We start from the raw sequence: 23,461 nt of genomic DNA on the forward strand, positions 1-23,461 counted from the left end.
CCGCTCTCGATTCGCGTCACGTGTTATTCGGTTTCCAGATCGATATCGATGCCGAGGGAACGAATTTCTTTGATCAACACGTTGAAGGACTCGGGCATGCCCGGCTCCATACGGTGATCGCCGTCCACGATGTTTTTGTACATCTTGGTACGACCGTTCACATCGTCCGACTTCACTGTGAGCATTTCTTGCAGAGTGTATGCAGCACCGTATGCTTCCAGTGCCCAGACCTCCATCTCCCCGAAACGCTGACCACCGAACTGAGCCTTACCACCCAGCGGCTGCTGGGTAACCAGGCTGTACGAACCGGTAGAACGAGCGTGCATCTTGTCGTCTACCAAGTGGTTCAGCTTCAGCATGTACATGTAGCCAACAGTAACCGGGCGCTCGAACTTGTTGCCGGTACGGCCGTCGAACAGCTGCATCTGGCCGCTTTCCGGCAGGTCTGCCAGTTTCAGCATGGCCTTGATTTCGCTTTCCTTGGCACCGTCGAACACCGGGGTAGCCATTGGAACGCCGCCGCGCAGGTTCTTCGCCAGATCCAGGATTTCCTGGTCGGAGAAGGTGTCCAGCTCTTCGTTGCGACCGCCGATCTCGTTGTAGATCTCGTGCAGGAACTTACGAAGGTCAGCGACCTTGCGTTGCTCTTCGATCATACGGTTGATCTTCTCGCCCAGACCTTTGGCCGCGAGGCCCAGGTGGGTTTCGAGGATCTGACCAACGTTCATACGCGAAGGTACGCCCAACGGGTTGAGGACGACGTCGACCGGGGTGCCATTGGCATCGTGCGGCATGTCTTCAACCGGCATGATCACGGAGACCACACCCTTGTTACCGTGACGACCGGCCATCTTGTCGCCCGGTTGGATGCGACGACGGATTGCCAGGTAAACCTTGACGATTTTCAGCACGCCTGGAGCCAGGTCATCGCCCTGCTGCAGTTTGCGCTTCTTGTCTTCGAACTTGTCGTCCAGCAGACGGCGGCGGTCAACGATATAGGCCTGAGCCTTCTCGAGCTGCTCGTTCAGAGCGTCTTCAGCCATGCGCAGTTTGAACCACTGGCCGTGCTCAAGACCGTCGAGGATTTCGTCGGTGATGTCCTGACCTTTCTTCAGACCTGCGCCGCCTTCAGCCTTATGGCCTACCAGAGCGGAACGCAGACGTTCGAAGGTCGCGCCTTCAACGATACGGAACTCTTCGTTCAGGTCCTTGCGGATCTCGTCGAGTTGAGTCTTCTCGATGGACAGTGCACGAGCATCACGCTCAACGCCGTCACGAGTGAAGACCTGTACGTCGATGACAGTGCCCTTGGTACCGGTAGGTACGCGCAAGGAAGTGTCTTTAACGTCGCTGGCTTTTTCACCGAAGATGGCACGCAGCAGCTTCTCTTCCGGAGTCAGTTGGGTCTCGCCTTTCGGAGTGACCTTACCCACCAGGATGTCGCCAGCGCCAACTTCAGCACCTACATAAACGATACCGGCTTCGTCCAGCTTGTTCAGTGCAGCTTCACCCACGTTCGGGATGTCTGCAGTGATTTCCTCTGGCCCAAGCTTGGTGTCACGTGCCACACAGGTCAGTTCCTGAATGTGGATCGTGGTGAAGCGATCTTCCTGAACAACACGCTCGGACAGGCAGATGGAGTCTTCGAAGTTGAAGCCGTTCCATGCCATGAACGCGATGCGCATGTTCTGGCCCAGAGCCAGCTCACCCATGTCGGTGGATGGGCCGTCGGCCATGATGTCGCTACGCTGAACGCGATCACCCTTGCTCACCAGCGGACGCTGGTTGATGCAGGTGTTCTGGTTCGAGCGGGTGTATTTGGTCAGGTTGTAGATGTCGACACCAGCTTCGCCAGTTTCAACTTCGTCATCGGCAACACGAACCACGATACGGCTGGCATCAACGGAATCGATCACGCCGCCACGACGAGCCACGACGCAAACGCCGGAGTCACGGGCTACGTTACGCTCCATGCCGGTACCTACCAGCGGCTTGTCGGCGCGCAGGGTCGGTACAGCCTGACGCTGCATGTTGGAACCCATCAACGCACGGTTGGCGTCATCGTGCTCCAGGAACGGGATCAGCGACGCTGCGACCGAAACTACCTGCTTGGGCGATACGTCCATCAGGGTGACGTCTTCCGGCGCCTTGACGGTGAACTCGTTCAAGTGACGAACAGCTACCAGCTCGTCGATCAGGACTTTCTTGTCGTTCATCGTGGCCGAGGCCTGAGCGATCACATGATCAGCTTCTTCGATGGCGGACAGGAAGACGATCTCGTCGGTGACCAGGGCGTCTTTCACCACGCGGTACGGGCTTTCGAGGAAGCCGTACTGGTTGGTGCGCGCATAGGCGGCCAGGGAGTTGATCAGACCAATGTTCGGACCTTCCGGCGTTTCGATCGGGCAAACACGACCGTAGTGCGTCGGGTGTACGTCACGAACTTCAAAGCCAGCACGCTCACGCGTCAGACCGCCCGGGCCCAGTGCGGAAACACGGCGCTTGTGGGTGATCTCGGAGAGCGGGTTGTTCTGGTCCATGAACTGGGAAAGCTGGCTGGAACCGAAGAACTCTTTCACCGCCGCAGCCACTGGCTTGGCGTTGATCAGGTCTTGCGGCATCAGGCCTTCGCTTTCAGCCATCGACAGACGCTCTTTGACCGCACGCTCAACACGTACCAGGCCAACGCGGAACTGGTTCTCGGCCATTTCGCCTACGCAGCGAACACGACGGTTACCCAGGTGGTCGATGTCGTCGACAATGCCTTTACCGTTACGGATGTCGACCAGGGTCTTCAGTACCGCGACGATATCTTCCTTGCACAACACGCCCGAACCTTCGATTTCGGTACGACCGATACGACGGTTGAACTTCATCCGGCCGACCGCAGACAGGTCATAACGCTCAGGGCTGAAGAACAGGTTGTTGAACAGGGTTTCGGCAGCGTCTTTGGTTGGAGGCTCGCCAGGACGCATCATGCGATAGATCTCGACCAGCGCTTCCAATTGGTTGCTGGTGGAGTCGATCTTCAGCGTGTCGGAAATGAACGGACCGCAGTCGATATCGTTGGTGTACAGGGTCTCGATGCGAACAACCTGGGCCTTGGCGATCTTGGCCAGGATCTCGGTGTTCAGCTCGGTGTTGCACTCAGCCAGGATTTCGCCTGTGGCCGGGTGAACGATGACCTTGGCGGTAGTGCGGCCCAGGACGTAGTCCAGCGGCACTTCCAACTCTTTAAGACCGGCTTTTTCGATCTGGTTGATGTGGCGCGCTGTAATACGGCGACCAGCTTCAACAATGACCTTGCCCTTTTCATCCTGGATGTCCAGAACAGCAATTTCACCACGCAGACGCGAAGCAATCAGCTCCAGCTTGAGGGTTTCATCCTTCAGGCTAAATACGTTGGTGGTGTAGAAGGCGTCCAGCACTTGCTCAGTGGTATAGCCGAGCGCGCGCAGCAGTACCGAGGCCGGCAGCTTGCGACGACGGTCGATACGCACGAACACGCAGTCTTTCGGGTCGAACTCGAAGTCCAACCACGAACCGCGGTACGGAATGATTCGCGCGGAGTACAGCAGTTTGCCGGAGCTGTGCGTCTTGCCGCGGTCGTGATCGAAGAACACGCCCGGGGAACGGTGCAGCTGGGAAACGATTACACGCTCGGTACCGTTGATTACGAAGGTACCGTTCTCAGTCATCAATGGGATTTCGCCCATGTAGACTTCTTGCTCTTTGATGTCCTTGATCGCTTTGTTCGACGATTCTTTGTCGAAAATGATCAGACGGACTTTTACCCGCAAAGGTACGGCGTACGTAACGCCACGCAACACGCATTCTTTGACATCAAATGCCGGTTCGCCCAGGCGATAACCGACGTACTCCAGCGCAGCATTGCCGGAGTAGCTGATGATCGGGAAAACGGATTTGAAGGCCGCATGCAGGCCCACGTCGCGGAACTGATCTTTGGTCGCTCCCGCCTGCAAGAATTCACGATACGAATCCAGCTGGATAGCCAGAAGGTACGGGACATCCATGACGTCCGGCAACTTGCTAAAGTCCTTGCGGATACGTTTTTTCTCAGTATATGAGTAAGCCATCAGCGTTCCCCAGCTTGGTCACCTGCTTGTTTGGCCCCTCCGACGGGAGCAGCCAGAAAATCTTGCAAACCCCATGGTTTGCACCACCGCTTCGGGTGGCTACAGCACGTTAATGGCGGCGACCGAGTCGGCAGCCAAGAACGGAAAAAGGCCGGTGGCAAGAGCCACCAGCCATCAGCCTTCAGCTTAACGCTTGGGCTGGAGACGCAAGGTCGATGCTTACTTCAGCTCGACTTTAGCGCCTGCTTCTTCCAGAGTTGCTTTGGCTTTGTCGCCAGCATCTTTGGTCACTGCTTCCAGAACCATAGCAGGAGCGCCGTCAACTACAGCCTTGGCTTCTTTCAAGCCCAGACCGGTCAGTTCACGTACTGCCTTAATCACGTTAACTTTCTTCTCGCCAGCTTCCAGCAGCATGACGTTGAATTCGGTTTGCTCTTCAACAACGGCAGCAGCAGCAGCTGGGCCAGCGGAAGCAGCGGCAGCAGAAACGCCGAATTTTTCTTCGAAAGCTTTGATCAGCTCAACAACCTGCAGAACCGACATTTCAGCTACGGCGTTGAGGATATCGTCTTGGGAGATAGACATTGCTGTATTTCCTGAATTGGGGGACGGCCTACGCGGCCATCGAAATAAACAAAAATACGCGAGAGAGGTTGCTCAGCCTTAGGCTGCGGCAGCTTCTTTTTGCTCGCGAACTGCAGCCAGAGTACGAGCCAGCTTGCTGGTAGCGCCTTGAATCACGCTCATCAGCTGCGAAATGGCTTCGTCGCGGGTCGGCAGTGTTGCCAGTACGTCGATTTGGTTAGCTGCGAGGAACTTGCCCTCGAACGCAGCTGCCTTGATCTCGAACTTATCCTGACTCTTGGCGAATTCCTTGAACAAACGGGCAGCAGCGCCTGGATGGTCCTTGGAGAACGCGATCAGAGTCGGGCCAGTGAACACGTCGTTGAGAACACTGTATTCAGTGTCAGCAACAGCGCGCTTGAGCAAGGTGTTACGTACAACACGTACGTAAACGCCAGCTTCACGAGCCTCTTTACGGAGTCCGGTCATAGCGCCTACTGTCACACCACGGGCATCAGCCACGACAGCGGACAGAGCAGCTTTGGCAGCCTCGTTGACTTCAGCGACGATGGCCTTCTTGTCTTCGAGATTAATTGCCACGGGTTTAACTCCTGCTTGTTACCGTTTCATCCGGCCTAGGCCTGATGTCGTTTTGGTGTCTGATTCGGTAAGGAACCGGGAGCACCATCTGCGTAGGCTTGTTGGTTTAAGACTTGCGTCGCCTACGGTCTTGGATAGCCCCCGCCAGGCAGGGACCCCAATCTTTCAATTGGCGCAATCACTTGCGCCAACCTGTGTCTTATACGTCCAGCGAGCCTTGGTCGATGACCAGACCTGGGCCCATAGTGGTGCTCAGGGTGACGCGCTTAACGTAGATACCTTTCGAAGAAGCAGGCTTGATACGCTTCAGATCAGCGATCAGGGCTTCAACGTTTTCCTTCAGCTTGACGGCATCAAAGCCGACTTTGCCAACGGAGGTGTGAATGATGCCGTTTTTGTCGGTGCGATAACGAACCTGACCAGCCTTGGCGTTTTTAACCGCGGTAGCTACGTCTGGCGTTACGGTGCCGACTTTAGGGTTAGGCATCAGGCCGCGTGGACCCAGGATCTGACCCAGTTGACCTACAACGCGCATTGCATCCGGGGAAGCAATAACGACGTCATAGTTCAGGTCGCCGCCTTTCATTTCGGCAGCCAGGTCGTCCATGCCAACGCGATCGGCGCCGGCGGCCAGAGCAGCTTCAGCTGCTGGGCCTTGGGTGAAGACAGCAACACGTACAGTCTTGCCAGTACCGTGTGGCAGCACAGTAGCGCTACGAACGACCTGGTCGGATTTACGCGGGTCAACACCCAGGTTCACAGCAACGTCAACGGACTCGCTGAACTTGACAGTCGACAGCTCGGTCAGCAGGGCAGCAGCATCTACAAAGCTGTAGGACTTGCCTGCTTCGATTTTGCCGGCGATAGCCTTTTGGCGCTTGGTCAGCTTAGCCATTACACACCCTCCACGTTAAGGCCCATGCTACGAGCAGAACCGGCGATGGTACGCACGGCTGCATCCATATCAGCTGCAGTCAGATCCGCGTTTTTGGTTTTCGCGATTTCTTCCAGCTGAGCACGAGTCACGGTGCCAACCTTAACGGTGTTCGGACGAGCGGAACCGCTAGTCAGACCAGCAGCTTTCTTCAGAAGAACCGAAGCCGGGGTCGACTTGGTTTCGAAAGTGAAGCTACGGTCGCTGTATACAGTGATGATCACTGGAGTCGGCAGACCTGGCTCAAGACCCTGAGTACGGGCGTTGAAGGCCTTGCAGAATTCCATGATGTTCACGCCGTGCTGACCCAGAGCTGGACCGACGGGTGGGCTAGGGTTGGCCTGAGCGGCCTTCACTTGCAGCTTGATGTAAGCGGTAATCTTCTTGGCCATGAGGCACTCCAATTACGGGTTCAAGCGCCTCGAAAGGCTCCCCGGTTACTTGCGCGTTTATCCCAGTGACGACAAAACCCCACAGCCTAAGCTGCGGGGTTGGGATGCTTGCTCAGCTAGACCTTTTCGACCTGGCTGAACTCCAACTCTACCGGAGTAGAGCGACCGAAAATGAGCACTGCCACTTGGATCCGGCTCTTTTCGTAGTTAACTTCTTCGACGGTGCCGTTGAAATCAGCGAACGGACCATCTGTGACACGAACAACCTCGCCCGGCTCGAACAACGTCTTCGGCTTAGGCTTGTCGCTACCATCAGCAACACGACGCAGAATTGCTTCCGCCTCTTTATCGGTGATCGGTGCAGGCTTATCAGCGGTACCGCCAATGAAGCCCATGACGCGAGGAGTGTCCTTGACCAAGTGCCAAGTACCTTCGTTCATGTCCATCTGTACCAGCACGTAGCCAGGGAAGAACTTGCGTTCACTCTTGCGCTTCTGACCATTCCGCATTTCAACCACTTCTTCAGTGGGAACCAGAATTTCGCCGAAGCCATCTTCCATGCCTGCCAGCTTTACGCGCTCTAGCAAAGAGCGCATAACATGCTTCTCGTAACCCGAGTAAGCATGCACAACGTACCAACGCTTAGCCACGGGACACCCTTAGCCAACAATCAAGGAAACAAGCCAGCCGAGCAGGGAATCAAGCCCCCACAACAGCAACGCCATAACCAGAACAACAGCCACAACAATCAATGTGGTCTGCGTGGTTTCTTGGCGAGTCGGCCAAACGACTTTACGAATTTCGGTGCGAGCTTCCTTTACCAGGACCGCGAAGGACTTGCCTTTAGCAGTCTGCAGGCCTACAAAGGCAGCTACAGCAGCAAGAGCAAGCAAAGCGAGAACGCGGTACAGGATCGGCGAAGCAGAATAGTACTGATTGCCAACAACGCCTACGACCACCAAGGCGACTACAGCGAGCCACTTGAACAGATCGAAACGAGAGCTTTGAGCTTCAGCCTTAGGAGTCATCTATGAAGATCCTGTGAAAAGAAAGCCAGACACACCACGTGAATCTGGCAGGTCAGGAGGGAATCGAACCCCCAACCTACGGTTTTGGAGACCGTCGCTCTGCCAATTGAGCTACTGACCTAAAACAAAATCAGGCCGACCATTATGCAGGCCTGAAAAAGACTTTACAACAACCAACCCCAACAGACTTGAAATCATCCGGCAAACACCACCAGAAACAACATGACACAAGCCGAGGCAGCTGTTAAAACAAAGGCAGATATTTTCATATCTGCCTTGTCATATGGAGCTCTTGAGCGGATTTGAACCGCTGACCTCACCCTTACCAAGGGTGTGCTCTACCAACTGAGCTACAAGAGCAAAACACCTTGCACAACCTGCAAACTTGGAGCGGGTAGCGGGAATCGAACCCGCATCATCAGCTTGGAAGGCTGAGGTTCTACCACTAAACTATACCCGCGGAGCTTGCAGCTCACGCTAAAATGGTGGAGGGGGAAGGATTCGAACCTTCGAAGTCGTAGACGTCAGATTTACAGTCTGATCCCTTTGGCCGCTCGGGAACCCCTCCTAAGCGAGCCGGCATTTTACATCACGCCGACCTTCTGTCAAGCATTTTCTCATTTAAATTATGAGGTTAGCTGCGTTGACGTCGCTTCCCACCGAAACCCTTAAAGGTCTTCACTGCGAAGCGGGCGCCATTCTATGCAAACTATTCGAGAGTTGCAATGCCTTCGCACAGCATTATTTTATGTTTTAACTCATTGAATTCCTTAGCAAGGTTTTCAAAGGGCAGATCATCCGCCAGGCGCCTGCTTTCAGGGGCCACTCGAAGCCAGTAACCGGCAGCCTCCGGCGTGCTCAGCAATTGAACCTTGACCTTTATATCCAGGCTGGTGAGGCGCTGCTCGAGCGCGCGCGCCTGTCGCTGATCGGTAAATCCACCAATGTACAAGCAGGTATTTTGTGCCTCGGACGCTTTCGGACGATCCCTTCGAGACACCGCCTCGGAAGACTCACTCAGCAACCTTATATCCTGCTGTGAGCCGCGATAGAGGCTCAGAGGAGTGACGTCCTTGGCGCGCAACGGCGCCTCTTGCTGATGCCATATGTAATAGAAAACGTTGAGGATCAGTAGAAGCAGAAACAACCAACGCATAAGCACCTCAGGGCAAGGGACACGCCATTGCCAGACCAATGAATACCAGATCCGGAACAAGCCGCGCCTGCGGCACAGCATCGAACACCAGATCAGCATCTCCACCTGTCAAGAACACTGTGAAGTCATCCCCCCAATAACTCCTGGCAAGCTCGACTTGGGTCAGCACAAACCCCCTCAGCATCAATGTGCAGCCACGCTCGACCGCCTCGGCAGTCGTACGCCCAGGCGAAAGACACTCAAGGGCACGCTCAGCAGCAGCATCGTCATAACGTATCTTGCGGGTATGAGTGCGCAGCTGGTTACGCATAAGAGGCAGGCCAGGGCAAATGAAGCCCCCCAAATGCTCCCCATCGGCACCGATGAAATCTGCAGTCGCTGCAGTACCGAAATCCAGTACCAGACATGCGCCTGGCGCTAGCTTATGGCCGCCAAGGATAGCCAACCAACGGTCAAGGCCAAGCCGTTCGTAATCGTCATAGCCATTGCGAACGCCCGCCATCTCCACGGCTGACGTCGCACACGAAACAGTGACACCAAAAGCCTCGACCAATGCTTCTACCAGCTTATCTGTTTCGTCCAGGGCGCGAACACTGACCAACCGGCAGCGCGTCAGCAACATTCCCGGCACGGCATTCAAGCTGTCAATCAATGCGACATTCGAACCGACAACGCCCTCGGCGTAAGCGCCGCCCCTATCGACATCCAACACTCGCCATTTGATGAAGCTATTCCCACAGTCAAGCTCAAGAATCATCACGCAACCTCAGGCTTAGCTCACCACCGCTGTATGCTTTTTCAACACCGTCAACGCTCAAGCGCAAGGCACCTTGGCGGTCAACACCGAGCACCACGCCATCAACACAATTCACGCCTGCGATCAGTGATACCGCCCTCCCTTGCCACGCATGATTTCGCTCCCACTCCTCCTGAAGAGCAGCAAAGCCGGACGCCTTGTGCCGATCCAGGTAGCGCTGGAGCTGCAAGCCGACCTGAGCTACTAAGGCGTTACGGTCAGCGGCAGCACCCGTCTCAAGCTGCACCGACGTCCATTGCTGGTCAACCTCGTCAGCTTTCTGCATATTCACGTTGACGCCGATGCCGATAACCACGTGACAGATATCTGCTGGATCACCCACCAGCTCTAACAAGATCCCGGCAATTTTCTTCTGCCCGACCAATACGTCATTTGGCCATTTCAAAACCGCGTCCTGCACACCCGACTCTCGCAAAGCCTGGATGACCGCCAAGCCAACAACAAGGCTCAGCCCCTCCAATTGCCGTAGGCCATCTTCAATACGCAACACGAGGCTGTAATAGATATTTTGGGCGAATGGGCTGACCCACTTTCGACCACGCCTGCCCCGCCCGGCGACTTGTTGCTCAGCCAACACCAGGAAGGGTGCCGCCTGCGCAATACCGACCAGGCGCAACGCCTCTGCGTTGGTGGAGTCAATCGAATCATAGATATAAACAGGCCACTGCAATGAAGGCGCACTTCGCGAGATATCTTGCGCATTCAGAAATACCAGCGGCGATGCTAACCGGTACCCCTTACCACGCACCTTATGAATAGGTAGATTCAATTCAGCCTCAAGAAGCTGAAGCTGCTTCCACACAGCGCTGCGGCTAACGCGCAGCGACGCGCCGAGCGCCTCCCCGGAATGGAATCGGCCATCTTTCAGAAGTTCTAACAGCGTAAGCATGCAGGTATCGCCTCACAATGAGGCACGCATGATAGCCATGCGAGGAGGCATTGCATAGAAAGGCCGCGCACCTTCAGGCGACTATGAGTGCTCTTGGCATTTTCGACCGCCCAAAACAAAAACCCTGTCTGCGTAAGCAAACAGGGGTTCTGGAATTTAATCTTGACGATGACCTACTCTCACATGGGGAAACCCCACACTACCATCGGCGATGCATCGTTTCACTACTGAGTTCGGGATGGGATCAGGTGGTTCCAATGCTCTATGGTCGTCAAGAAATTCGGGTACTGAGTCGTTGCCAGACGGCCTCGCTTCAGCAAATTGGGTATGTAATAGAATTTGGTGTTTGCAAGCGTCGAACTTTCGGTTCATCTCGTCTTCACACACCGCAATCTGGTCTCTTTCGAGTCGCAAATTGCTTGGGTGTTATATGGTCAAGCCTCACGGGCAATTAGTATTGGTTAGCTCAACGCCTCACAGCGCTTACACACCCAACCTATCAACGTCGTAGTCTTCGACGGCCCTTCAGGGAACTCAGGGTTCCAGTGAGATCTCATCTTGAGGCTAGTTTCCCGCTTAGATGCTTTCAGCGGTTATCTATTCCGAACATAGCTACCCGGCAATGCCACTGGCGTGACAACCGGAACACCAGAGGTTCGTCCACTCCGGTCCTCTCGTACTAGGAGCAGCCCCTCTCAAATCTCAAACGTCCACGGCAGATAGGGACCGAACTGTCTCACGACGTTCTAAACCCAGCTCGCGTACCACTTTAAATGGCGAACAGCCATACCCTTGGGACCGGCTTCAGCCCCAGGATGTGATGAGCCGACATCGAGGTGCCAAACACCGCCGTCGATATGAACTCTTGGGCGGTATCAGCCTGTTATCCCCGGAGTACCTTTTATCCGTTGAGCGATGGCCCTTCCATACAGAACCACCGGATCACTAAGACCTACTTTCGTACCTGCTCGACGTGTCTGTCTCGCAGTCAAGCGCGCTTTTGCCTTTATACTCTACGACCGATTTCCGACCGGTCTGAGCGCACCTTCGTACTCCTCCGTTACTCTTTAGGAGGAGACCGCCCCAGTCAAACTACCCACCATACACTGTCCTCGATCCGGATAACGGACCTGAGTTAGAACCTCAAAGTTGCCAGGGTGGTATTTCAAGGATGGCTCCACGCAGACTGGCGTCCACGCTTCAAAGCCTCCCACCTATCCTACACAAGCAAATTCAAAGTCCAGTGCAAAGCTATAGTAAAGGTTCACGGGGTCTTTCCGTCTAGCCGCGGATACACTGCATCTTCACAGCGATTTCAATTTCACTGAGTCTCGGGTGGAGACAGCGCCGCCATCGTTACGCCATTCGTGCAGGTCGGAACTTACCCGACAAGGAATTTCGCTACCTTAGGACCGTTATAGTTACGGCCGCCGTTTACCGGGGCTTCGATCAAGAGCTTCGCGTTAGCTAACCCCATCAATTAACCTTCCGGCACCGGGCAGGCGTCACACCCTATACGTCCACTTTCGTGTTTGCAGAGTGCTGTGTTTTTAATAAACAGTCGCAGCGGCCTGGTATCTTCGACCGGCATGAGCTTACGGAGCAAGTCCTTCACCCTCACCGGCGCACCTTCTCCCGAAGTTACGGTGCCATTTTGCCTAGTTCCTTCACCCGAGTTCTCTCAAGCGCCTTGGTATTCTCTACCCAACCACCTGTGTCGGTTTGGGGTACGGTTCCTGGTTACCTGAAGCTTAGAAGCTTTTCTTGGAAGCATGGCATCAACCACTTCGTCATCTAAAAGATGACTCGTCATCAGCTCTCGGCCTTAGAATCCCGGATTTACCTAAGATTCCAGCCTACCACCTTAAACTTGGACAACCAACGCCAAGCTGGCCTAGCCTTCTCCGTCCCTCCATCGCAATAACCAGAAGTACAGGAATATTAACCTGTTTTCCATCGACTACGCTTTTCAGCCTCGCCTTAGGGACCGACTAACCCTGCGTCGATTAACGTTGCGCAGGAAACCTTGGTCTTTCGGCGTGGGTGTTTTTCACACCCATTGTCGTTACTCATGTCAGCATTCGCACTTCTGATACCTCCAGCAAGCTTCTCAACTCACCTTCACAGGCTTACAGAACGCTCCTCTACCGCATCACTTACGTGATACCCGTAGCTTCGGTGTATGGTTTGAGCCCCGTTACATCTTCCGCGCAGGCCGACTCGACTAGTGAGCTATTACGCTTTCTTTAAAGGGTGGCTGCTTCTAAGCCAACCTCCTAGCTGTCTAAGCCTTCCCACATCGTTTCCCACTTAACCATAACTTTGGGACCTTAGCTGACGGTCTGGGTTGTTTCCCTTTTCACGACGGACGTTAGCACCCGCCGTGTGTCTCCCATGCTCGGCACTTGTAGGTATTCGGAGTTTGCATCGGTTTGGTAAGTCGGGATGACCCCCTAGCCGAAACAGTGCTCTACCCCCTACAGTGATACATGAGGCGCTACCTAAATAGCTTTCGAGGAGAACCAGCTATCTCCGAGCTTGATTAGCCTTTCACTCCGATCCACAGGTCATCCGCTAACTTTTCAACGGTAGTCGGTTCGGTCCTCCAGTTAGTGTTACCCAACCTTCAACCTGCCCATGGATAGATCGCCCGGTTTCGGGTCTATTCCCAGCGACTAGACGCCCTATTAAGACTCGCTTTCGCTACGCCTCCCCTATTCGGTTAAGCTCGCCACTGAAAATAAGTCGCTGACCCATTATACAAAAGGTACGCAGTCACCCAACAAAGTGGGCTCCCACTGCTTGTACGCATACGGTTTCAGGATCTATTTCACTCCCCTCTCCGGGGTTCTTTTCGCCTTTCCCTCACGGTACTAGTTCACTATCGGTCAGTCAGTAGTATTTAGCCTTGGAGGATGGTCCCCCCATATTCAGACAAAGTTTCTCGTGCTCCGTCCTACTCGATTTCATGACTAAGAGATTTTCGCGTACAGGGCTATCACCCACTATGGCCGCACTTTCCAGAGCGTTCCGCTAATCTCAAAGCCACTTAAGGGCTAGTCCCCGTTCGCTCGCCACTACTAAGGGAATCTCGGTTGATTTCTTTTCCTCAGGGTACTTAGATGTTTCAGTTCCCCTGGTTCGCTCCATACACCTATGTATTCAGTGTAAGGTAACCATCTTATGATGGCTGGGTTCCCCCATTCAGACATCTCCGGATCAAAGTCTGTTTGCCGACTCCCCGAAGCTTTTCGCAGGCTACCACGTCTTTCATCGCCTCTGACTGCCAAGGCATCCACCGTATGCGCTTCTTCACTTGACCATATAACCCCAAGCAATCTGGTTATACTGTGAAGACAACATTCGCCGAAAATTCGAATTTCTCGATTAAGAGAACTCACAAATTTTACCTTAGCCTGATCCGTTACCAGTGAAAGTAACGTTCAGTCTATCTTTCTATCACATACCCAAATTTTTAAAGAACGAACTAGTCAAAGACTAGAAATCAACATTCACCATCACAGCGATGGAATGCTCATTTCTAAGCTTTATACCGACAGAAGCAGTAGTGGTGGAGCCAAACGGGATCGAACCGTTGACCTCCTGCGTGCAAGGCAGGCGCTCTCCCAGCTGAGCTATGGCCCCGTATTTCTACAGGCGTTTCCCACACAAAATTGGTGGGTCTGGGCAGATTCGAACTGCCGACCTCACCCTTATCAGGGGTGCGCTCTAACCAACTGAGCTACAGACCCAATTTCGGGCTGCTTCTTTCGTCTTCTTCAATGAATCAAGCAATTCGTGTGGGAACTTATGGAGCAGCTGATGTCGTCGATTAAGGAGGTGATCCAGCCGCAGGTTCCCCTACGGCTACCTTGTTACGACTTCACCCCAGTCATGAATCACACCGTGGTAACCGTCCTCCCGAAGGTTAGACTAGCTACTTCTGGTGCAACCCACTCCCATGGTGTGACGGGCGGTGTGTACAAGGCCCGGGAACGTATTCACCGCGACATTCTGATTCGCGATTACTAGCGATTCCGACTTCACGCAGTCGAGTTGCAGACTGCGATCCGGACTACGATCGGTTTTGTGGGATTAGCTCCACCTCGCGGCTTGGCAACCCTCTGTACCGACCATTGTAGCACGTGTGTAGCCCAGGCCGTAAGGGCCATGATGACTTGACGTCATCCCCACCTTCCTCCGGTTTGTCACCGGCAGTCTCCTTAGAGTGCCCACCATAACGTGCTGGTAACTAAGGACAAGGGTTGCGCTCGTTACGGGACTTAACCCAACATCTCACGACACGAGCTGACGACAGCCATGCAGCACCTGTCTCAATGTTCCCGAAGGCACCAATCCATCTCTGGAAAGTTCATTGGATGTCAAGGCCTGGTAAGGTTCTTCGCGTTGCTTCGAATTAAACCACATGCTCCACCGCTTGTGCGGGCCCCCGTCAATTCATTTGAGTTTTAACCTTGCGGCCGTACTCCCCAGGCGGTCAACTTAATGCGTTAGCTGCGCCACTAAGAGCTCAAGGCTCCCAACGGCTAGTTGACATCGTTTACGGCGTGGACTACCAGGGTATCTAATCCTGTTTGCTCCCCACGCTTTCGCACCTCAGTGTCAGTGTTGGTCCAGGTGGTCGCCTTCGCCACTGGTGTTCCTTCCTATATCTACGCATTTCACCGCTACACAGGAAATTCCACCACCCTCTACCACACTCTAGTCAGTCAGTTTTGAATGCAGTTCCCAGGTTGAGCCCGGGGATTTCACATCCAACTTAACAAACCACCTACGCGCGCTTTACGCCCAGTAATTCCGATTAACGCTTGCACCCTCTGTATTACCGCGGCTGCTGGCACAGAGTTAGCCGGTGCTTATTCTGTCGGTAACGTCAAAACAATCACGTATTAGGTAACTGCCCTTCCTCCCAACTTAAAGTGCTTTACAATCCGAAGACCTTCTTCACACACGCGGCATGGCTGGATCAGGCTTTCGCCCATTGTCCAATATTCCCCACTGCTGCCTCCCGTAGGAGTCTGGACCGTGTCTCAGTTCCAGTGTGACTGATCATCCTCTCAGACCAGTTACGGATCGTCGCCTTGGTGAGCCATTACCCCACCAACTAGCTAATCCGACCTAGGCTCATCTGATAGCGCAAGGCCCGAAGGTCCCCTGCTTTCTCCCGTAGGACGTATGCGGTATTAGCGTCCGTTTCCGAACGTTATCCCCCACTACCAGGCAGATTCCTAGGCATTACTCACCCGTCCGCCGCTCTCAAGAGAAGCAAGCTTCTCTCTACCGCTCGACTTGCATGTGTTAGGCCTGCCGCCAGCGTTCAATCTGAGCCATGATCAAACTCTTCAGTTCAAACATCTTTGGGTTTTTAAGAAACCCTAAACTTGGCTCAGCAATCGTTGGTTACATCTTTGATTTCTCGCGGAGTAACTTGTGATGCTGATAATCTTGTTGACTATCAGTCTGACTCCACAAGCACCCACACGAATTGCTTGATTCAGTTGTTAAAGAGCGGTTGGTTAAGATCTTTCGTCTCAACCGAGGCGCGCATTCTACAGCAGCCTCATTTGCTGTCAAGTGGTTATTTTCAGAAGTTTTCGAAGAATTCTTCAACAACTTCAACCACTTGCGCTTGCGATCTCTCGTAAGCGGGAGGCGAATTCTACAGCGTTACACGCTGCTGTCAACACCTCTTTTTCAACTTCCTTTTGGCTTCGATGAACTGAAGCAACCTGCTGCCGAAACCTACTTAACTCATTGTTTACCAAGGAGTTTTCCGTTTCGACTGCGCCGGAAGTGGGGCGAATTATAGAGCGATATAATTCGCCGTCAAGCGCTAATTAACGACTTATTCGGATTTGAGCGCAATACGCGCAAATGCCTTCTTCCCAGCCTGACAAACGTGAGTCGCGCCCAGCTCGTATATAAAGGAGCGATCAACCACCTCACCATCTATACGCACACCGCCCGAACCCAGAAGATCACGCGCAACCGCTGAGTTCTTCACCAGGCCCGCCTTATTAAGGACGGCAGCGATCGGCATTGCTTCAGCCGCAGTCAGCTCGATTTCCGGCAGGTCGTCCGGCAACTCGCCATCCTTCATCCGATTACCCGCCGCACGGTGAGCATTGGCCGCAGCCTCTTCACCATGAAAGCGCGCCACGATCTCTTCGGCCAGCTTGATCTTCACATCACGCGGATTGGCACCCGCCTCGACATCGGCACGCAACGCATTGATCTCATCCATCGAGCGAAAGCTGAGCAATTCGAAGTAACGCCACATCAACGAATCCGGAATGGACACCAGCTTGCCGTACATCACGCCCGGTGCCTCCTGAATACCGACATAGTTACCCAGGGATTTGGACATCTTCTTGACGCCATCCAACCCCTCCAGCAACGGCATGGTCAAAATGCACTGAGCCTCCTGACCATATGCACGCTGCAGCTCACGTCCCATCAGCAGGTTGAACTTCTGATCCGTGCCACCGAGCTCAACGTCCGCACGCAAAGCCACCGAGTCATACCCCTGGACCAGCGGGTAAAGAAACTCATGGATCGCGATCGGCTGGTTGGTGGAGTAGCGCTTGTCGAAGTCATCACGCTCAAGCATGCGCGCGACGGTGTATTGCGATGTCAGGCGAATGAAATCCGCCGGACCCATCTGGTCCATCCAGGTGGAGTTGAATGCCACCTCGGTCTTGGCCGGATCGAGGATTTTGAATACCTGGGTCTTGTAGGTCTCGGCGTTGTCGAGAACCTGTTCGCGGGTCAGCGGCGGACGGGTTGCGCTCTTGCCGCTCGGATCGCCGATCATCCCGGTGAAGTCACCGATAAGGAAGATGACCTGGTGACCCAGCTCCTGGAACTGACGCAGCTTATTAATAAGCACGGTATGGCCAAGGTGCAGATCCGGCGCGGTTGGGTCGAAGCCAGCCTTAATACGCAGGGGCTGGCCACGCTTGAGCTTTTCGACCAGCTCAGCCTCGACCAACAGTTCTTCCGCACCACGTTTTATCAGCGCTAGCTGCTCTTCAACCGACTTCATAACAGACCCGCAAGGCTCAGATTCAAAAGGGAACCAACCATACAAGATCAGGGACTAATTACAAGTTTTGCCCTGCGCACGGACACCATTGCGCAAGCACAGCGTTCGCGAGCTTGCGCCACAGATGATTTGGTTATATTTTATACAGTTATTTCATCTTCATCATGTCATTCATCTTTTCCATTTCATCTTCAAAGTCAAAATACTTATGACCACTGAACCGTCTAAAGCGCCGCCGCTTTACCCGAAGACCCACCTGCTCGCCGCAAGTGGTATCGCCGCTCTACTCAGCCTGGCACTCCTGGTATTCCCTTCCAGTGACGTAGAAGCCAAACGAACATCCCTAAGCCTGGACCTCGAAAGCCCTGTTGCGCAACTGACACAAGATCAAGACGCTTCCGACGCGCAAGAAGCCACAAATACCCCGACCGAGTCTCCGTTCGCCCAGATCGAAAACACTCCAGAAGAGACTCAGGAAGCCGCCCAGGAAAAGCCCGCAGCAGTCGCGAGCAAAAGCCCTCAGCATCGCGAAGTCATCGTGGGTAAAGGCGACACCCTTTCAACGCTGTTCGAAAAGGTCGGATTGCCCGCTGCCACCGTCAATGACGTTCTGGCGAGCGACAAGCAAGCCAAGCAATTCACCCAGCTCAAGCATGGTCAGAAGCTTGAATTCGAACTGACGCCCGACGGCCAACTCAACAACCTGCACACCAATGTCAACGACCTGGAAAGCATCAGCCTGAGCAAGGGCGCCAAGGGTTTTGCCTTCAATCGCATCACCACCAAGCCGGTCATGCGCTCCGCCTACGTACATGGCGTGATCAATAGCTCACTGTCGCAGTCCGCCGCCCGTGCAGGCCTGTCCCACAGCATGACCATGGACATGGCCAGCGTCTTTGGCTACGACATCGACTTCGCCCAGGACATTCGCCAGGGTGACGAATTCGATGTGATCTACGAACAGAAAGTCGCCAATGGCAAAGTCGTTGGCACAGGCAACATTCTCTCCGCGCGTTTCACCAACCGCGGCAAGACCTATACCGCAGTGCGTTACACCAACAAACAGGGCAACACCAGCTACTACACGGCGGATGGCAACAGCATGCGCAAGGCGTTCATCCGTACGCCAGTGGACTTCGCTCGTATTAGCTCGCGTTTCTCCATGGGTCGCAAGCATCCAATTCTGAACAAAATTCGCGCCCACAAAGGTGTCGACTATGCCGCACCGCGTGGCACGCCGATCAAAGCAGCGGGCGACGGCAAGGTCCTGTTGGCCGGGCGTCGCGGCGGTTATGGCAATACGGTGATCATCCAGCACGGCAACACCTACCGCACGCTTTATGGCCATATGCAAGGATTCGCCAAGGGCGTGAAAACCGGTGGTAACGTGAAACAGGGTCAAGTGATCGGTTATATCGGTACGACTGGCCTCTCCACCGGGCCGCACTTGCACTATGAATTCCAAGTCAACGGTGTACACGTTGATCCTCTGGGCCAGAAACTGCCAATGGCCGACCCGATCGCCAAGGCAGAGCGCGCGCGCTTCATGCAACAAAGCCAACCGCTGATGGCCCGCATGGATCAGGAACGTACCACTCTGCTGGCTTCGGCGAAGCGTTAAGGCATGCCGCGCTATATCGGTGTGATGTCCGGGACCAGCCTTGATGGCCTGGATATCGCCCTCATCGAGCAGAATGCGGCGATCAGCCTGATCGCCACTCACTACATCCCGATGCCTGCCGCCCTGCGCGCCGAGCTGCTGAGCCTGTGCGCCAGCGGCCCGGATGAAATCGCCCGTTCGGCAATCGCCCAGCAGTCGTGGGTGACACTCGCCACTCAGGGCATCCATGCCTTGCTGGAACAGCAAAACCTCAAGCCCGAGAACATCCGCGCGATTGGCAGCCATGGGCAGACCATCCGCCATGAACCTGCACGGGGCTTTACGGTGCAGATCGGTAACCCGGCGCTGCTCACCGAGCTGACCGGCATCACCGTGGTCAGCGATTTCCGCAGCCGCGACGTCGCCGCAGGCGGTCAGGGCGCCCCCTTGGTTCCCGCCTTCCATGAAGCGCTGTTCGGTGAAACCACCGGCCACCGCGCCGTGTTGAATGTCGGGGGGTTCAGCAACTTGAGCCTGATAGAAACCGGCAAACCTGTCTCGGGTTTCGACTGCGGCCCAGGCAATGTGTTGCTGGACGCGTGGATTCACGACCAACGCGGCGAGCACTTTGATCGTGACGGACAATGGGCGGCCACTGGCAAGGTTCAGCCGCAGTTACTCAACGCGCTGCTCAGCGATCCTTTTTTCGCGACCAAAGGCCCGAAGAGCACCGGACGGGAAGTTTTCAATCTGCGCTGGCTGCAGCAACACCTCGGCGCGCTGCCCGTGTTTCTCCCTCAGGATGTGCAAGCCACATTGCTGGAGCTGACCTGCCTGACCATCGTCGAATCGTTGCAAAGCGCTCAACCCCAGACCGAAACCCTGTTGATCTGCGGCGGTGGCGCCCATAACGGTACGCTGATGAAGCGATTGGCCGCGCTGCTACCGTCCACACGGGTTAACAGTACTGCGGTTTATGGCGTAGACCCGGACTGGGTGGAAGCGATGGCCTTCGCCTGGCTGGCCCATTGCTGCCTGGAAGGCATCGCCGCGAACCGCCCCAGCGTCACAGGTGCTCGCGGGCTGCGCGTGCTGGGCGCGATCTACCCCGCCTGATCCCAGACAGCAAAACGCCGCTTGGCCTATCAAAGCCAAGCGGCGTTTTTGTTTACGTACTGACCAGGCTTTCGATCAGATCGAGAACGAAGACCCGCAACCACAGGTCGTCGTGGCGTTAGGGTTCTTGATCACGAAACGCGACCCCTCAAGCCCTTCCTGATAATCCACCTCAGCGCCAGCCAAGTACTGGAAGCTCATCGGATCCACAACCAGGCTCACGCCCTCGCGCTCAACGATGGTGTCGTCATCGGCCACATCTTCATCGAAGGTAAAACCGTACTGAAACCCTGAACAACCACCGCCCGTAACGAATACGCGCAGCTTCAAGCGATCATTACCCTCTTCATCGACCAGGCTCTTCACCTTGTGCGCAGCACCGTGGGTAAATTGCAAAGCCGTGGGGGTGAAGGATTCAACGCTCATGCTGATAATCTCCCGGCGTAGCGCCGCCATATGCGTAATGGCCGGTATTATCCGCTTCTCCTAGAAAAGCGGTCAACTATTATGGGGAACAGTGGCAAGCTTCAAGCTATTAGCGTCAAGCTTGGCGCTGATAACTTGAAGCTTGCCGCTGCCCTTAAGGCAACATACCCGCGTGGGACAGGCCCAACTTCTCATCCAGACCGAACAGGATGTTCATGTTCTGCACCGCCTGGCCCGATGCGCCCTTGACCAGGTTATCAATCACCGACAGCACCACCACCAGGTCGCCATCCTGCGGACGATGCACCGCAATCCGGCATACGTTGGCACCGCGCACGCTGCGGGTTTCCGGATGGCTGCCTGCTGGCATCACGTCGACGAACGGCTCGTTGGCGTAACGCTTTTCGAACAATGCCTGCAGGTCTACCGAGCGGTCGACAACGGTCGCGTACAACGTGGAATGAATCCCACGGATCATCGGCGTCAGGTGCGGTACGAAGGTCAGACCCACGTCCTTACCCGCAGCACGGCGCAGCCCCTGACGAATTTCAGGCAGGTGGCGATGCCCTTTGACCGCATAAGCCTTCATGCTCTCCGATGTCTCGGAGTACAGCGAGCCCACCGCAGCACCGCGACCGGCGCCGCTGACGCCCGACTTGCAGTCCGCGATCAAACGCGAGGCATCCGCCAAGCCGGCTTCCAGCAGCGGCAGAAAACCCAACTGGGTCGCAGTCGGGTAGCAACCCGGCACAGCAATCAGGCGCGCCTGCTTGATCTGCTCACGGTTGACTTCCGGCAAGCCGTACACAGCCTCCCCCAGCAACTCCGGCGCGCCGTGCGGCTGGCCGTACCACTTGGCCCACTCATCGGCATCCTGCAGGCGGAAGTCCGCGGACAGATCGATAACCTTGGTGCCCGCCGCCAGCAGCTCACCGGCCAACGCGTGCGCAACCCCGTGCGGCGTGGCGAAGAACACCACATCACAGGCGCCCAAGGTGTTGATGTCAGGCACACTGAACGCCAGGCCGTCGTAGTGGCCTCGCAGATTCGGGTACATATCGGCCACGGCCAGGCCAGCCTCGGAGCGTGAAGTGATGACCACCACCTCAGCCTGCGGATGCTGGGCCAACAGACGCAGCAATTCGACACCGGTGTAACCCGTGCCGCCGACGATACCGACCTTGACCATAAACCTGCCCTCAACGAACCCACTGGAAAGCCGTCGATAATAGGGGCCGCATCGTCCTGCGACAACCGCCAACGTGACGTATGGGCGCATGAACTACTACTATCTTGGCTACCGTGAACCTGGGAATAACTAAAAATGCTTTATCTATGGGTCAAAGCCTTTCATATCGTCAGCATCGTCTGCTGGTTTGCCGGGCTGTTCTACCTGCCACGCCTGTTCGTTTATCACGCACAGAGCGAAGACACCGTCAGCAAGGAGCGTTTCAGCGTCATGGAGCGCAAGCTGTACCGCGGCATCATGGGCCCGGCGATGGTTGCCACGCTGGTCTTCGGCATCTGGATGCTGGCGCTCAACCCCGGCATCTTCCAGTCGGGCGCGTGGATCCACGCCAAGCTCACCCTGGTCGTTCTGCTGATCGGTTACCACCACATGTGCGGAGCCCAGGTGAAACGCTTCGCCCGTGGCGAAAACACGCGCAGCCATGTCTTTTATCGCTGGTTCAATGAAGTGCCCGTTCTGATATTGCTGGCTATCGTAATTTTGGTCGTGGTCAAACCGTTTTAACGTCACTTACTCGGGGAACCTCCAATGTCGCTGCCTGCCCTGCTTGAACAACGTCTGCGCCTGCCGGTGGTGGCTGCGCCGATGTTTCTGATTTCCAACCCGCAACTGGTGTTGGCCTGCTGCCGTAACGGAGTCGTCGGCAGTTTCCCGGCGCTCAACCAACGGGAAAGCAGCGGCTTCAAGGCCTGGCTGGAGGAAATCGAAGCGGGCCTGGCGCTGCTGGATAACCCCGCGCCCTATGCCGTGAACCTGATCGTGCACAACAGCAACCCACGGCTGGAAGCGGACCTGGCGATCTGCGTGGAACACAAAGTGCCCATCGTCATCACCAGCCTCGGCGCGGTGAAGGAACTGGTCGATGCCGTGCACAGCTATGGGGGTCTGGTATTTCATGACGTCACCACGCGTCGCCATGCGGAAAAAGCCGCTGAAGCGGGCGTCGATGGCTTGATTGCAGTCGCCGCCGGCGCGGGTGGTCACGCGGGCACCTGGAGCCCCTTCGCGCTGGTTGCCGAGATACGCCAGTTCTTCGACAAAACCTTGCTGCTGGCCGGCTGTCTCAACCACGGCCGGGAAATTCTCGCCGCCCAACTGCTTGGCGCGGACCTGGCGTATTTCGGTACGCGCTTTATCGGTACCACCGAAAGCCAAGCACCGGATGCGTATAAAGAGATGCTGCTCACATCGCGCGCCGCCGACATCGTGCACACTCCGGCTGTTTCCGGCGTACCTGCAAGCTTTATGCGTCAGAGCCTGGAAAATGCCGGATTTGATCTTGCTGCCCTTCAAGGAAAAGGTGAGGTCAATTTCGGCTCCAAGCTCAAACCGTTGAGTGATGAGGCCAAAGCATGGAAGACTGTATGGTCTGCCGGCCAAGGCGTCGGTGAGATCCATGATTTGCCCGGCGTGGATGAACTCGTTGCGCGCCTGGATGCGGAATACCGCAAGGCGCGCGAAACCGCGGCGCAATTGCGCTGGCCACGTTGACCCGAATGCCAGGCCTTCTGATTGGAAGGCCTGTAT

The 23,461-nt window shown here is 55.4% G+C and carries 17 protein-coding genes, 6 tRNA genes and 3 rRNA genes; 4 read left to right on the top strand and 22 right to left on the bottom strand.

Annotation, left to right across the window (positions count from 1 at the left end; all coding sequences use genetic code 11):
- Positions 1 to 23: 23 nt before the first annotated feature.
- The 20 genes from rpoB to tyrS form a co-directional block, all read right to left on the bottom strand.
- Positions 24 to 4,097, bottom strand: coding sequence for a DNA-directed RNA polymerase subunit beta (gene rpoB / locus SC318_RS23905; RefSeq protein WP_320428688.1), 4,074 nt, complete (start codon positions 4,095 to 4,097; stop codon positions 24 to 26).
- A gap of 219 nt (positions 4,098 to 4,316) precedes the next feature.
- Positions 4,317 to 4,682, bottom strand: coding sequence for a 50S ribosomal protein L7/L12 (gene rplL / locus SC318_RS23910; RefSeq protein ID WP_053138313.1), 366 nt, complete (start codon positions 4,680 to 4,682; stop codon positions 4,317 to 4,319).
- 78 nt (positions 4,683 to 4,760) lie between these two features.
- Positions 4,761 to 5,261, bottom strand: a complete 501-nt coding sequence (rplJ, locus tag SC318_RS23915; RefSeq protein ID WP_003232405.1) for a 50S ribosomal protein L10 — start codon at positions 5,259 to 5,261, stop codon at positions 4,761 to 4,763.
- A gap of 199 nt (positions 5,262 to 5,460) precedes the next feature.
- A complete protein-coding gene (gene rplA / locus SC318_RS23920; protein WP_028618134.1) occupies positions 5,461 to 6,156 on the bottom strand; it encodes a 50S ribosomal protein L1 in 696 nt (231 codons plus the stop codon).
- Positions 6,156 to 6,587 carry a 50S ribosomal protein L11 gene (gene rplK, locus SC318_RS23925; RefSeq protein ID WP_003176435.1) on the bottom strand — a complete coding sequence of 144 codons (432 nt, stop codon included), beginning with the start codon at positions 6,585 to 6,587 and terminating at the stop codon, positions 6,156 to 6,158. Before rplK ends, rplA begins: the two co-directional genes overlap by 1 nt.
- Before the next feature lie 116 nt (positions 6,588 to 6,703).
- Complete coding sequence (gene nusG, locus SC318_RS23930) at positions 6,704 to 7,237, bottom strand: transcription termination/antitermination protein NusG (protein WP_003176436.1); 534 nt, start codon at positions 7,235 to 7,237, stop codon at positions 6,704 to 6,706.
- Positions 7,238 to 7,246: 9 nt separating this feature from the next.
- Positions 7,247 to 7,615, bottom strand: a complete 369-nt coding sequence (secE, locus tag SC318_RS23935) for a preprotein translocase subunit SecE (RefSeq protein WP_005791990.1) — start codon at positions 7,613 to 7,615, stop codon at positions 7,247 to 7,249.
- Between the two features lie 45 nt (positions 7,616 to 7,660).
- Positions 7,661 to 7,736, bottom strand: a tRNA-Trp gene (locus SC318_RS23940).
- 163 nt (positions 7,737 to 7,899) lie between these two features.
- A tRNA-Thr gene (locus SC318_RS23945) sits at positions 7,900 to 7,975 on the bottom strand.
- A 26-nt stretch (positions 7,976 to 8,001) separates the two neighbouring features.
- Positions 8,002 to 8,075, bottom strand: a tRNA-Gly gene (locus tag SC318_RS23950).
- A 23-nt stretch (positions 8,076 to 8,098) separates the two neighbouring features.
- Positions 8,099 to 8,183: transfer RNA gene (locus SC318_RS23955), tRNA-Tyr, on the bottom strand.
- 141 nt (positions 8,184 to 8,324) lie between these two features.
- Positions 8,325 to 8,771: a hypothetical protein gene (locus SC318_RS23960; RefSeq protein WP_320428689.1), complete on the bottom strand. Its 447-nt coding sequence runs from the start codon at positions 8,769 to 8,771 to the stop codon at positions 8,325 to 8,327.
- A 7-nt stretch (positions 8,772 to 8,778) separates the two neighbouring features.
- On the bottom strand, positions 8,779 to 9,528 hold the full coding sequence (locus tag SC318_RS23965) for a pantothenate kinase (RefSeq protein ID WP_320428690.1): 750 nt from the start codon (positions 9,526 to 9,528) through the stop codon (positions 8,779 to 8,781).
- Positions 9,518 to 10,477 (bottom strand): bifunctional biotin--[acetyl-CoA-carboxylase] ligase/biotin operon repressor BirA, encoded by a 960-nt coding sequence (birA, locus tag SC318_RS23970; RefSeq protein ID WP_320428691.1) that lies wholly within the window; start codon positions 10,475 to 10,477, stop codon positions 9,518 to 9,520. The genes SC318_RS23965 and birA overlap by 11 nt, the downstream gene beginning before the upstream one ends.
- A 160-nt stretch (positions 10,478 to 10,637) precedes the next feature.
- Positions 10,638 to 10,753, bottom strand: a 5S ribosomal RNA gene (gene rrf, locus SC318_RS23975).
- Positions 10,754 to 10,907: 154 nt separating this feature from the next.
- Positions 10,908 to 13,799 (bottom strand): 23S ribosomal RNA (locus SC318_RS23980).
- A gap of 247 nt (positions 13,800 to 14,046) precedes the next feature.
- Positions 14,047 to 14,122: transfer RNA gene (locus SC318_RS23985), tRNA-Ala, on the bottom strand.
- Between the two features lie 30 nt (positions 14,123 to 14,152).
- Positions 14,153 to 14,229 (bottom strand) — tRNA-Ile (locus SC318_RS23990).
- 81 nt (positions 14,230 to 14,310) lie between these two features.
- A 16S ribosomal RNA gene (locus SC318_RS23995) occupies positions 14,311 to 15,847 on the bottom strand.
- The 16S, 23S and 5S rRNA genes sit together here with 2 tRNA genes alongside, the layout of an rRNA operon.
- Positions 15,848 to 16,343: 496 nt before the next feature.
- Positions 16,344 to 17,543 (bottom strand): tyrosine--tRNA ligase, encoded by a 1,200-nt coding sequence (gene tyrS, locus SC318_RS24000; protein ID WP_320428692.1) that lies wholly within the window; start codon positions 17,541 to 17,543, stop codon positions 16,344 to 16,346.
- A gap of 208 nt (positions 17,544 to 17,751) precedes the next feature.
- Between tyrS and SC318_RS24005 the strand changes: the two genes are divergently transcribed.
- Positions 17,752 to 19,164, top strand: coding sequence for a peptidoglycan DD-metalloendopeptidase family protein (locus SC318_RS24005; protein WP_320428693.1), 1,413 nt, complete (start codon positions 17,752 to 17,754; stop codon positions 19,162 to 19,164).
- Between the two features lie 3 nt (positions 19,165 to 19,167).
- Positions 19,168 to 20,259 (top strand): anhydro-N-acetylmuramic acid kinase, encoded by a 1,092-nt coding sequence (locus tag SC318_RS24010; protein WP_320428694.1) that lies wholly within the window; start codon positions 19,168 to 19,170, stop codon positions 20,257 to 20,259.
- A gap of 75 nt (positions 20,260 to 20,334) precedes the next feature.
- On the opposite strand, the gene erpA is transcribed toward SC318_RS24010, so the two are convergent.
- Both erpA and argC read right to left on the bottom strand, forming a co-directional pair.
- Complete coding sequence (gene erpA / locus SC318_RS24015) at positions 20,335 to 20,685, bottom strand: iron-sulfur cluster insertion protein ErpA (protein WP_003176443.1); 351 nt, start codon at positions 20,683 to 20,685, stop codon at positions 20,335 to 20,337.
- Positions 20,686 to 20,839: 154 nt separating this feature from the next.
- Positions 20,840 to 21,874 (bottom strand): N-acetyl-gamma-glutamyl-phosphate reductase, encoded by a 1,035-nt coding sequence (gene argC / locus SC318_RS24020; RefSeq protein WP_320428695.1) that lies wholly within the window; start codon positions 21,872 to 21,874, stop codon positions 20,840 to 20,842.
- Positions 21,875 to 22,009: 135 nt separating this feature from the next.
- Here argC and hemJ point away from each other — a divergent pair, with 135 nt between their 5' ends.
- Both hemJ and SC318_RS24030 read left to right on the top strand, forming a co-directional pair.
- Positions 22,010 to 22,438 carry a protoporphyrinogen oxidase HemJ gene (hemJ, locus tag SC318_RS24025; protein ID WP_056784039.1) on the top strand — a complete coding sequence of 143 codons (429 nt, stop codon included), beginning with the start codon at positions 22,010 to 22,012 and terminating at the stop codon, positions 22,436 to 22,438.
- A 24-nt stretch (positions 22,439 to 22,462) separates the two neighbouring features.
- A complete protein-coding gene (locus SC318_RS24030) occupies positions 22,463 to 23,425 on the top strand; it encodes an NAD(P)H-dependent flavin oxidoreductase (protein ID WP_320428696.1) in 963 nt (320 codons plus the stop codon).
- Positions 23,426 to 23,461: the final 36 nt, after the last annotated feature.

It is taken from the genome of Pseudomonas sp. MUP55 (assembly GCF_034043515.1).
Taxonomy (GTDB): Bacteria; Pseudomonadota; Gammaproteobacteria; order Pseudomonadales; family Pseudomonadaceae; genus Aquipseudomonas.

Excerpts from the sequence above, each read along its gene's own strand:
- rpoB (WP_320428688.1), bottom strand. The coding sequence starts at position 4,097 with ATGGCTTACTCATATACTGAGAAAAAACGTATCCGCAAGGACTTTAGC.
- rplL (WP_053138313.1), bottom strand. The coding sequence starts at position 4,682 with ATGTCTATCTCCCAAGACGATATCCTCAACGCCGTAGCTGAAATGTCG.
- rplA (WP_028618134.1), bottom strand. The coding sequence starts at position 6,156 with ATGGCTAAGCTGACCAAGCGCCAAAAGGCTATCGCCGGCAAAATCGAA.
- rplK (WP_003176435.1), bottom strand. The coding sequence starts at position 6,587 with ATGGCCAAGAAGATTACCGCTTACATCAAGCTGCAAGTGAAGGCCGCT.
- secE (WP_005791990.1), bottom strand. The coding sequence starts at position 7,615 with ATGACTCCTAAGGCTGAAGCTCAAAGCTCTCGTTTCGATCTGTTCAAG.
- SC318_RS23960 (WP_320428689.1), bottom strand. The coding sequence starts at position 8,771 with ATGCGTTGGTTGTTTCTGCTTCTACTGATCCTCAACGTTTTCTATTAC.
- SC318_RS23965 (WP_320428690.1), bottom strand. The coding sequence starts at position 9,528 with ATGATTCTTGAGCTTGACTGTGGGAATAGCTTCATCAAATGGCGAGTG.
- birA (WP_320428691.1), bottom strand. The coding sequence starts at position 10,477 with ATGCTTACGCTGTTAGAACTTCTGAAAGATGGCCGATTCCATTCCGGG.
- tyrS (WP_320428692.1), bottom strand. The coding sequence starts at position 17,543 with ATGAAGTCGGTTGAAGAGCAGCTAGCGCTGATAAAACGTGGTGCGGAA.
- SC318_RS24005 (WP_320428693.1), top strand. The coding sequence starts at position 17,752 with ATGACCACTGAACCGTCTAAAGCGCCGCCGCTTTACCCGAAGACCCAC.
- SC318_RS24010 (WP_320428694.1), top strand. The coding sequence starts at position 19,168 with ATGCCGCGCTATATCGGTGTGATGTCCGGGACCAGCCTTGATGGCCTG.
- erpA (WP_003176443.1), bottom strand. The coding sequence starts at position 20,685 with ATGAGCGTTGAATCCTTCACCCCCACGGCTTTGCAATTTACCCACGGT.
- argC (WP_320428695.1), bottom strand. The coding sequence starts at position 21,874 with ATGGTCAAGGTCGGTATCGTCGGCGGCACGGGTTACACCGGTGTCGAA.
- hemJ (WP_056784039.1), top strand. The coding sequence starts at position 22,010 with ATGCTTTATCTATGGGTCAAAGCCTTTCATATCGTCAGCATCGTCTGC.
- SC318_RS24030 (WP_320428696.1), top strand. The coding sequence starts at position 22,463 with ATGTCGCTGCCTGCCCTGCTTGAACAACGTCTGCGCCTGCCGGTGGTG.